General features: G+C 72.9%; 10 protein-coding genes. 4 read left to right on the forward strand and 6 right to left on the reverse strand.

The genetic code is table 11. From position 1 onward, the window contains the following. Together V9U70_RS26290 and V9U70_RS26295 are read left to right on the forward strand one after the other, a co-directional pair. Nucleotides 1-337, forward strand: a 337-nt coding sequence (locus V9U70_RS26290) for a transposase (protein ID WP_336679175.1), incomplete at its 5' end; no start/stop codon positions are given. A gap of 299 nt (nt 338-636) precedes the next feature. Beyond that, nucleotides 637-1353 carry a DedA family protein gene (locus V9U70_RS26295; RefSeq protein ID WP_336679177.1) on the forward strand — a complete coding sequence of 239 codons (717 nt, stop codon included), beginning with the start codon at nt 637-639 and terminating at the stop codon, nt 1351-1353. Nucleotides 1354-1465: 112 nt separating this feature from the next. Here V9U70_RS26295 and V9U70_RS26300 read toward each other — a convergent pair whose 3' ends face one another. Further along, the gene (locus tag V9U70_RS26300; RefSeq protein WP_336679179.1) at nt 1466-3043 is read right to left on the reverse strand and encodes a cryptochrome/photolyase family protein; all 1578 of its coding nucleotides are present in this window, start codon (nt 3041-3043) and stop codon (nt 1466-1468) included. Between the two features lie 529 nt (nt 3044-3572). Between V9U70_RS26300 and V9U70_RS26305 the strand changes: the two genes are divergently transcribed. Next, nucleotides 3573-4751: a spore photoproduct lyase family protein gene (locus V9U70_RS26305; protein ID WP_419724035.1), complete on the forward strand. Its 1179-nt coding sequence runs from the start codon at nt 3573-3575 to the stop codon at nt 4749-4751. A gap of 173 nt (nt 4752-4924) precedes the next feature. Beyond that, complete coding sequence (locus tag V9U70_RS26310) at nt 4925-5257, forward strand: BTAD domain-containing putative transcriptional regulator (protein WP_419724036.1); 333 nt, start codon at nt 4925-4927, stop codon at nt 5255-5257. Between the two features lie 76 nt (nt 5258-5333). On the opposite strand, the gene V9U70_RS26315 is transcribed toward V9U70_RS26310, so the two are convergent. The 5 genes from V9U70_RS26315 to V9U70_RS26335 all read right to left on the reverse strand — a co-directional run bounded on the left by V9U70_RS26315 (nt 5334) and on the right by V9U70_RS26335 (nt 9225). Continuing rightward, nucleotides 5334-5987, reverse strand: a complete 654-nt coding sequence (locus tag V9U70_RS26315; protein WP_336679180.1) for a fasciclin domain-containing protein — start codon at nt 5985-5987, stop codon at nt 5334-5336. A 90-nt stretch (nt 5988-6077) separates the two neighbouring features. After that, nucleotides 6078-7658 carry a molybdopterin-dependent oxidoreductase gene (locus V9U70_RS26320; protein ID WP_336679182.1) on the reverse strand — a complete coding sequence of 527 codons (1581 nt, stop codon included), beginning with the start codon at nt 7656-7658 and terminating at the stop codon, nt 6078-6080. A 257-nt stretch (nt 7659-7915) separates the two neighbouring features. After that, entirely contained in the window at nt 7916-8242 is a 327-nt protein-coding gene (locus tag V9U70_RS26325; protein WP_336679184.1) for a hypothetical protein, read from the reverse strand. 185 nt (nt 8243-8427) lie between these two features. Beyond that, on the reverse strand, nt 8428-8871 hold the full coding sequence (locus V9U70_RS26330; protein WP_336679186.1) for a hypothetical protein: 444 nt from the start codon (nt 8869-8871) through the stop codon (nt 8428-8430). A 141-nt stretch (nt 8872-9012) separates the two neighbouring features. Beyond that, entirely contained in the window at nt 9013-9225 is a 213-nt protein-coding gene (locus V9U70_RS26335) for a DUF4287 domain-containing protein (RefSeq protein ID WP_336679188.1), read from the reverse strand. Between the last annotated feature and the right edge of the window lie 50 nt (nt 9226-9275).

The raw sequence follows: 9275 nt of genomic DNA on the forward strand, positions 1-9275 counted from the left end.
CGGCGACGGCACCAGCTTCCCCACCGCCGCCCACCTCGCCTCCTACGCCGGCCTCGCACCCACGACGAAGCAGTCCGGGACCTCCATCCACGGCGAACACGCACCCCGAGGCGGAAACCGCCAGCTCAAACGGGCGATGTTCCTGTCCGCCTTCGCCTGCATGAACGCCGACCCGGCCTCCCGCGCCTACTACGACAAGCAACGAGCCCGCGGCAAAACCCACACCCAAGCCCTCCTCCGCCTCGCCCGCCAACGCATCAGCGTCCTGTTCGCCCTGCTCCGCGACGGCACCTTCTACGAATCCCGAACGCCCGCGGACGTCGCACTCGCCGCATAACACCAGCAACCCCGAACCACCCCAAACCCGACAGAGGTGCCTTGACGAAAGACATAGAGGCACCCCCCCCCAGGAGCTCAGCCGCTTTCGGGAGGGGCAGGGGCCTCTCCCGCACGTCGCTCTCCTCGCACAGCGTGTCCAGCACGTGGTCCGGGCCCTCAGGGGCGGCCCGGGGCGATTCCTCGGTGATGCGGGGGAGGGGTGGCAGGCAACCGCAGCGGGGTCGGCAGGCGTTGTAGTTTGTCCACACCGTCTGTGGACCGATCGCGTCCACCTCCTCCGCAGGAGCCCCTCCGCCCATGAACACCTACGCCTCGACGCTCGCGCTCGGCCCGAGCTGGCTGGACCCCGACTTCCTGATCAGGGAGTTCGGCCTGTACGGAGTGCTGGCGATCGTCTTCGCCGAGTCCGGCCTCCTGATCGGCTTCTTCCTGCCCGGTGACTCGCTGCTGTTCACCACCGGCCTGCTGACCACCACCGGCGCCCTCGACACGCCCCTGTGGCTGACGTGCACGCTCATCGCGGTGGCGGCGATCCTGGGGGACCAGGCCGGCTACCTGTTCGGCCGCAAGGTGGGTCCGGCGATCTTCAACCGACCCGACTCCCGCTTCTTCAAGCAGGAGAACGTGCACAAAGCGCACGAGTTCTTCGAGAAGCACGGCCCGAAATCACTGGTCCTGTGCCGGTTCGTGCCCATCGTGCGGACGTTCACGCCGATCATCGCCGGCGTCAGCCGGATGAACTACCGCTCGTTCCTCACGTACAACATCGTCGGCGGCATCCTGTGGGGCGTCGGTGTCACCCTCCTCGGCGCCGCCCTCGGTGGTGTCGACTTCGTCCGTGAGCACATCGAGGCCGTTCTCATCGGCATCGTCCTCCTCTCCGTCGTGCCCATCGTCATCGAGGTCCTCCGCGCCCGTGCCACGCGGACACCTGCCCGCGACGCGCGGGACAGCGACGGGCTGGACATCGACGGCCCGGGGCAGCCCGAGCGGCGCCGCCACGCCAAGCACTGAACCCTCGTGCGGGTCCTGGTCCGGAGACCAGGGCACGAGCGGTCCGCCCCTGGTCCCCTGAGGCCAGGGGCGGACCGCTTTCCCGAGCCCGCAGGCGTGCGCGGGGTCCCCGTCACGGAGGGGCGTCGCCGCGCTCCGCCGTCCTGGCGAGGAGTTCCGGCAGGTCCGCGAGCCGGTCGAGGCCCCTGACCGCGCGGGCCGTGCGGTGGTTGGCGGCCAGCCGGGTGCGGTGGCGGTGGAGGAAGGACCAGTAGCCGGTGGTGTAGGGGCAGGCTTCCTCGCCGGTGCGGTGGGTGGGGCGATAGGCGCAGGGGGCGCAGAGGTCGCTCATCTTGTGGATGTAGGCGCCGCCCGAGGTGTAGGGCTTCGTCGTCATCATGCCCCCGTCGGCGTACTGGGACATGCCGACGACGTTGGGGAGCATCACCCAGTCGTAACCGTCGACGAAGCAGCGGTGGAACCAGTCGGTGACGGCCTCCGGGTCCCAGCCGTCCTGGAGGGCGCGGCTGCCGAGCACCATCAGACGGGGGATGTGGTGGGTCCAGCCGGTGTCCCGCACCTGGGCGAGGACCGTGGACAGGCAGTTGGCGGTGACCGCCTCCGCGTCCAGGTCGAGGAACCAGTCCGGCAGCGGGGCGGTGTGGCGCAGCGCGTTGCGGTGGCGGTAGTCCTCACCGAAGTGCCAGTACAGGTGCCAGACGTACTCGCGCCAGCCGGCGATCTGCCGGACGAAGCCCTCGACGCTGTTGAGGGGGGCCTCGCCGGCCCGGTACGCCCGTTCGGCGCGCTCCACGCACTCGGCCGGGTCCAGGAGGCCGAGGTTCAGGGGCGCGGAGAGCAGGCTGTGGCTCATCACCGGGTCGGCCGCCAGCATGGCGTCCTCGTAGCGGCCGAAGTCCGGGAGGCGGTGGGCGACGAAGCGCCGGAGCGCGGACAGCGCCTCGCGCCGGGTGGCGGGGAAGCGCCTGGGGCCGTCGCGTCCGACGAAGGAGACGTCGCCGTCGCGTTCCCAGCGGTCGAGGTCGCGGCGGACCTCGTCGTCGATCTCGTCCTCCTTCGGCTGCCAGGGCCCCCGGACGTCGAGGGCGTCCCGTGCGCGCGGCGGGGGCTCACGGTTGTCGTGGTCCAGGTTCCACCGCCCGCCGGCCGGTTCGCCGCCGTCCATGAGCAGGTCGTGCCGCTCCCGCACCCAGCGGTAGAAGCCCTCCAGCCGCAGGGCCCGCCCGGCGCCCCGGTCCGCCCACTCGGCGAATTCGTCGTGGCTCACCAGGAAACCCTTCGCCGGAAGGGTCTCCACGCCGTCCAGCGCCTGGACGAAGTCGCGTGCCCGGCGTGAGGTGGGGTGGCAGACCGTCAGCCGGGCGCCGGGCCCGCGCCGCCGCGTGTCGGCCGCTCCCCCGTCGTCACCGCTCGTCCGGCGGGGCGCCGTGTGCGGCCCGAGTGCCCGTTCCAGGCCCTCGGTGTACGTCTCGGCCCGGACGTAGGTGACCCGGTCGCCGAGTTCGGCGGCGCGGTGCCGCATCGCCGAAAGGATCAGATGGGCCTTGGCTCGGTGGAAACGGCGGCGGCGCAGGACCGAACGCGCCTCGATCATGATCACCGGGGCCTGTGCGTCGGGGCCGCCGCGGCGCGGATCGAGGTGGTGCGGGCCGAGCTGGTCCCCGAACAGCCAGTGGGGGCGTGACGCCATGGGTGTTTCCGCCTCTCACGTCCGGTGTCCCGTGCGCGCGATGCGGCGCAGAGGGGGCGGCGTGTCCCGGTGCCTGGCGCGGCCTGGGGACTGCGTGACGTGGCTACGCCGTGCCCCGGGGCGCCGAGGACCGGGCCGCGCCGGGTCCGGACCGGTATCAGTGCCGGCGCCGGTACCGGTGTCGGTATCGGCGCCAGTGCCGGTGTCGGTCCGGCCGCCGGGGAGCGGCCCCCGCGTGGAGTCGCGCCGCGTGAGCCGACCGCTCAGCCGGGCGGCCGGGCGGCCGCCGCTCAGCCGATGCTGCCAGCCCCCGCCGCCCTCCGCCCGCCGACACTCCGGCGCCCGGCGCGACCACCGTCCCGCCGCCTCCCGCGTAGGGTCGGGTCCGTCCGCGGCGGGCCGCCCGGGCCGGCGGCGCCCCGCCCCGGGCGTCCGGGACGCGGAGTGACCGGGACGCGGAGTGACCGGGACGCGGAGTGACCGGGACGCGGAGTGACCGGGAACGCGAGGAGAGAGCAGGAGCAGTGCGGTGAACCAGTTGCCGGGCGGACCCGGCCCCGAGGGCCCCGAGCAGCAGGCTCTCTTCGGCTGGGAGGACACGGAGCTCCCCGCACCGCCGGCCCGAGGCGGGTTCCGGGACAGCCCGCGGGCCAGGCGGATGCTGGACGTACGGGAGGTGTACGCGGAGCCCGCCGCGCTCGACTCCCCCCGGGGCCGGCAGATTCTGGCGCGGCTGCCGGGGGTCCCCGTCACCGAGGTGGCCGGCCACTGGCGCATCCCCTCCCTCCACGGCAACGACGGGAACATCGCCCGCTGGACCCGCATCAAGACCGAGACCCTGGTCCTGGGCGTCAGGCAGAGCCTCACGACCCGGCCCAACGGCAGGTCGGCCGACTGGATCGCCCCCGGCGCCTCCAACGGTTGCGCCATGGCCTGCGCGTACTGCTACGTGCCCCGCCGCAAGGGTTACGCCAACCCGATCACCCTGTTCACCAACATCGAGGCGATCATCGCCCACGTGCGGCGGCACGTCCGGGCGCAGGGGCCCAAACCGGAGGCCAACCAGTGCGACCCGCACGCCTGGGTGTACGACATCGGTGAGAACGGCGACTGCTCCGTCGACGCTCTGATCTGCGACAACACGGCCGACCTCGTCGCCGCCTTCCGCTCGCTGCCCACCGCCAAGGCGTCGTTCGCCTCCAAGTTCGTCAACCCCGACCTGCTCGCGCTGGACCCGCAGGGCCGCACCCGGGTGCGTTTCTCGGTGATGCCCGCGGACGACTCACGTCTGCTGGACCTCCGCACCAGCCCGGTCGCGGAGCGCATCGCCGCCGCGGCCGACTTCCTCGACGCCGGTTACGAGGTCCACTTCAACCTCTCCCCCGTGGTGCTGCGGCCCGGCTGGGAGCGGGACTGGGCCGACCTGCTCGTCCACCTCGACGACGTCCTCCCCGCCCGGGTGAAGGAGCAGGCCGCCGCCGAGATCATCATGCTGACCCACAACCAGCAGCTCCACGAGGTCAACCTGGGCTGGCACCCCCGTGCGGAGGAGGTCCTGTGGCAGCCGGCCGCCCAGGAGACGAAGCGTTCGGAGAACGGCGCCCTCAACGTCCGCTACGCCCGCGAGGTCAAGCGCGAGGCGCTCGCCCGTCTGCGGGAGCTGATCGCGGCCCACGCGCCGTGGCTCCGCATCCGGTACTCCTTCTGACTCTTCCCCTCGGGGACAGGTGCCGTCCCGCGTTCCGGAAGGGGCGGAAGCGTGGAGGCGGACCGCCCGCCGGGCCGCCCCGCTTACGGCTCGCAGGCCCGGTAAGCCGCAGGACCACGACCCACCCGTTCCGCCGCCAAGAACGTGCAGACCGACGTCCATCGGCTCCGGCAGTGCCGGGGAGCTCGGGCCGCGTCGTCCGGGAGGGCCGGGGCTGTCCGCTGCGGGCCGACCGCGACGCGCTGGACGTGACAGGCTTCACGGACCTGGCGGCGGCGGTCGGAGCGGCGCTGGCCGAAGAGGGTCTCGAACAGTCGCGGCGTCTCTTCGCCCAGGCCCTGGGGCTGTGGCGCGGGCCCGCGTTCGCCGGGATCGCCGGGTTCACCACCGAGGGCGCGTCGTACGAGACCTGCGCGCTCAGCGCCACGAAGGGCGCGCCCGTCACGGCCGCCGCGTTCGACGAGGGCGACGCGTACAGCGACAACCCGGTCGTCTGGGCCGGCTGAGAAGAGGCGCGGCCCCCGAGGGGGGGGCTTTCCCGAGGGGCCGCACCGGTCGTCGCCCGCTGCCGCGGGGCGGGGGTCAGGACTTGGGCATGAGGACGGTGTCCACGATGTACACGGTGGCGTTGGCGGTGGGGACGTTGCCGCAGACGACCTTGGACGTGCCGTTGACGGTGTAGTCCTCGCCGGAGCCCTCTGTGGTGAGCGTGGACTTCTGGAGGGTGTCGTAGGCGCCGCTCTCCAGCTGGCTCGGGGTGAGCTTCTCGCCGACGACGTGGTAGGTGAGGATGTTGGTGAGCATCTCCTTGTCGGCGAGGACCTTGTCGAGGTCGGCCTTGGGGAGCTTGGCGAAGGCGTCGTTGGTGGGCGCGAAGACCGTGATGTTCTCGGCGTTGTTGAGGGTGTCGACGAGGCCGGCCTTCTTCACCGCGGTCACCAGCGTGGACAGCGCCGGGTTGTTGGACGCGGCCGTGGCGACGGGGTCCTGGGCCATGCCGTCGAAGCTGCCGGCGCCGTCCTCCGGCACCGCGGCGCAGCCCGGGCCGAACGGGCTGCCGGCGGCGACCGGGGTCTCGGCGGCGGAGCTCTTCTCCTCGGCCGGGGCCGAGCTCTCCGCCTTGTCGGCGGCCGCGTTCGAGGAGCTGTCGTCCCCGCCGCAGGCGGTCAGCGCGAGAGGCAGGACAGCGGCGGCGGTCACGGCGATGGCGGCACGGCGGAAACGGAAGGCGTTCATCATGTTCTCCTGAGGTGATCGTTCGATTACTTACAGTGATGGGACTGTGGTAGGGGGAGGCGGTCGCGGGACGGGCACGGCGGGCGTGGGCTACTCGACCGTGACCACCACCGAGTGCCATCCGCTCGCCCCGTCGGGGACGGTCCCGGTCCGCTTCTCGGTCTGGACCGTGCCGGTGCGGTCGGTGGCCCGGACGGTGAGGGTGTGGCCGCCGGGCGTGGCCTTCCAGGGGAAGGACCACAGGCGCCAGGTGTCGGTGGTGTGTTCGGCGGCGAGGTCGGCCCGCTGCCAGGGGCCGTCGTCCACCCGGATCTCGACCCGGTCGATGCCGCGGTGCTGGGCCCAGGCGACTCCGCCGACCATGACGGCCCCGGCCGCGGGGCGCGCGAAGGGCTTGGGGGTGTCGATGCGGGACTGGGTCTTGACGGGGGCCTCGCGCGCCCAGTCGCGCTTCACCCAGTACGGGTCGTACGCGTCGAACGTGGTGAGTTCGATGTCCTCGATCCACTTGCAGGCCGAGACGTACCCGTAGAGGCCCGGTACGACCATGCGCGCCGGGAACCCGTGGTCCAGCGGGAGCGGTTCGCCGTTCATGCCCACGGCGAGCATCGCGTCACGGCCGTCCATCAGGTCCTCGACCGGGGTGCCCAGGGTCATACCGTCGACGGACCGGGCCACCAGCTGGTCGGCGCCGCCGCCCCGCGAGGGCGGCCGCACACCCGCCTCCCGGAGCAGGTCCGCGAGGCGCACGCCGATCCAGCGGGCGTTGCCGACGTACGGGCCGCCGACCTCGTTGGACACACAGGTGAGGGTGATGTCCCGCTCGATCAGCTCACGGTCCAGCAGGTCCTGGAAGCCGAGCGTCAGCGGGCGCCCGACGCCCCGGCCGTGGATGCGCAGACGCCAGGTCGTGGCGTCGACCTTCGGCACGACCAGGGCGGTGTCGACACGGTAGAAGTCCTTGTTCGGCGTGACGAACGGGCTCACGCCCGCGACGCGCGGGCGTGCTCCTCCCGGCACGGCGGGGGCCGGTGAGGCGGGGGCGGGCAGGACGACGGCCTCGCGTGAGGCGACGGCGTCCCGGGCCCGCGATCCGCCCAGGGCCAGACCCAGGCCGCCGGCGCCGGTGGACGCCGCGGCGGCCGCGGCGGCGGACAGCAGGAAGCCGCGCCGGTCCCAAGCGGGCTCCGGACCCGCGGCGGACGGCGTCGTGGAACCGCTCGGACGGAGCCGGCCGATCAGCCAGTGGAGCAGCCCCGCGCCCGCGAGCGCGCCCATGAGGGACGGCAGGGCGTCGGTGAGGGAGACGGAGTCCGGGCGGCTCGTGGCGGCCACGGCGCCGACCACCCCGAAGGCGAGCACACCGACGGCGCCGGCACGCCGGTACCGGAGGGCGACCAGCCCCAGGGCGACGGCCAGCAGGCCGAGCACCACCAGGATGCCCAGCTGGAGGACGGCCTTGTCGTCCTCGCCGAACGTCCGGATGGCCCAGTCCTTCACCGGCGCGGGCGTGCGGTCGATCGCCGCACCGCCCACCGCCGCGACCGGCCCCGCCTCCGGCCGGACCAGGGCGGCGATCAGCTCGGCGACCGCCAGCGAGGCGTACGCGGCGAGCAGTCCGCTCAGCCCGGCGAACGCCCGCCGTTGCCACGAAGCTCCTGAAGTAGTCACACCCGCTCTTCGAAGCGGGAGGCCCACCGGATTGGTCGTTCACTCGAAAGACTGACGGCATGCGTGCGGAGACCCGGCCGGCGTCCGCCCCCACCTGCGGGATCAGCCCGGCCGGCCGGCTCCCGGCCCCGGCCGTTCCGGTGCGCGACGGCGCGGCGGACCGGGACGCTCCGGGGCGGGGCGGAGGTTGGGGGAGGAGCGTGGCGGCCGCTCCGCGCACTTGGTGGTCCCGCTGTTCTCGGGCCGGGGCCCGTGAGTCACCTCTGGCGCACGACGGTGGATATGAACAGGGCCATGGCCGTCGTCATCACGCCTACCGCGAGCGAGGCGAAGAAGAGGACTTCGAGCCATCCGGGGTTCGCCCCGGTGAGCGTTCCGTCCATGGAGGCGCATGCCGCCTCCGGCGGGAAGCTCTGCCTCCGCAGGTCGTAACAGGCGTTGGGCAGGTCGTCGTTGAGCGCGTTGGCCTTCACCCACAGCAGCCCCCAGGTGACGAGGAAGACGCCCAGCGAGGCGAAGGAGACTCCCCAGAACAGGGTCGGACGGTCGGGGAGGGCCTGGGCGTCTGTCCTGGGCTGCGTCATGGGGCGGTAGCGTACCGGCGCGGCGTCGAGAGCCGTCCGCCTCCTCGTCCGTGACCCCGCAGCCGGTACGGCGGAACGGGGGAGGAAGGCTCAGGCCTGCGGACCGGCGGAGTGAGGCTCAGGCCTGCGGACCGGCCTCCCACCCGGCTTCACGGGAAGATCCCGGCCCCGGTCGGCGCTCTGGGTCAACGGACCTGCGTGACCAGCCACGTTCCGTCGGCCTCGGTCAGCACGGGCTGGGAGAGCTGGAGCGGATTGCGGCCGAGGGCGACGTAGCCGAGGGGCGGGTCGGTCCCCGCGGAGCCCGTTCGCGTGTGCGCCGACTGCTCGCGCTCCGCGGCGGTCAGAGGGGCGGCCAGCTCATCCACCGCCTGTCGACAGGTGTCCTGTCGGTACGTCGCGGCGAACTCGGCCTGAGCGACACGGGTCATGGCGGAACAGGCCGCCCTGCCGTCACCGGCGCCCAGCGCGCGTAGGCAGCCGTCGGCGGACTGCTGCAAGGGGCCGAGAGAACTGCTGAGGATCGCGACGCAGCCCCCGGCCATGACGACGAGAACGATCGCCGTGCCGATGAGCAGCCCCCAAGAGCCCTCCGGCGTGGGGGATTCGGAGATGTGGTGTCCCTTCACCGTTATGAGGGCAGGCAGAGGGGCTGTGCTCACGCGCCCGCAGACCTGCCGGCCGGGGACCACGCGTCGGGGCGTCGGCCGCCGGGTGTCGAGCGTCTGCCCTCCGGCCCCTGGCCACCGGCCGCCGTCACTGGCTAGCGGCTACCGGCTACGGGATTCGGCCAGCGTGTGGGCGACCAGGGCGTTGGCGTGGCCGTGCCCCAGGGAGTGTTCGGACTTCAGCCAGGCGACCAGTTCGCCGTGCTTGGTGAGCGGGGAGGAACGGATGAGGTCCTTCCACTCGGCGATCGGGCGACCGTACTTCTTCTCGATCGAGGGGAAGTAGCTCGCAGGGCCCTTCACGGCGTCGGTCATGTGCGTCCCGTCTGTCGGTGGTCGGCGACATGGTCCCGCCGGCGCTGCCC

The organism is Streptomyces pratensis (assembly GCF_037137275.1).
GTDB lineage: Bacteria > Actinomycetota > Actinomycetes > Streptomycetales > Streptomycetaceae > Streptomyces > Streptomyces pratensis_B.

Coding starts and splice junctions, on each gene's coding strand:
- V9U70_RS26295 (WP_336679177.1), top strand. CDS start 637: ATGAACACCTACGCCTCGACGCTCGCGCTCGGCCCGAGCTGGCTGGAC.
- V9U70_RS26300 (WP_336679179.1), bottom strand. CDS start 3,043: ATGGCGTCACGCCCCCACTGGCTGTTCGGGGACCAGCTCGGCCCGCAC.
- V9U70_RS26315 (WP_336679180.1), bottom strand. CDS start 5,987: ATGAACGCCTTCCGTTTCCGCCGTGCCGCCATCGCCGTGACCGCCGCC.
- V9U70_RS26325 (WP_336679184.1), bottom strand. CDS start 8,242: ATGACGCAGCCCAGGACAGACGCCCAGGCCCTCCCCGACCGTCCGACC.
- V9U70_RS26335 (WP_336679188.1), bottom strand. CDS start 9,225: ATGACCGACGCCGTGAAGGGCCCTGCGAGCTACTTCCCCTCGATCGAG.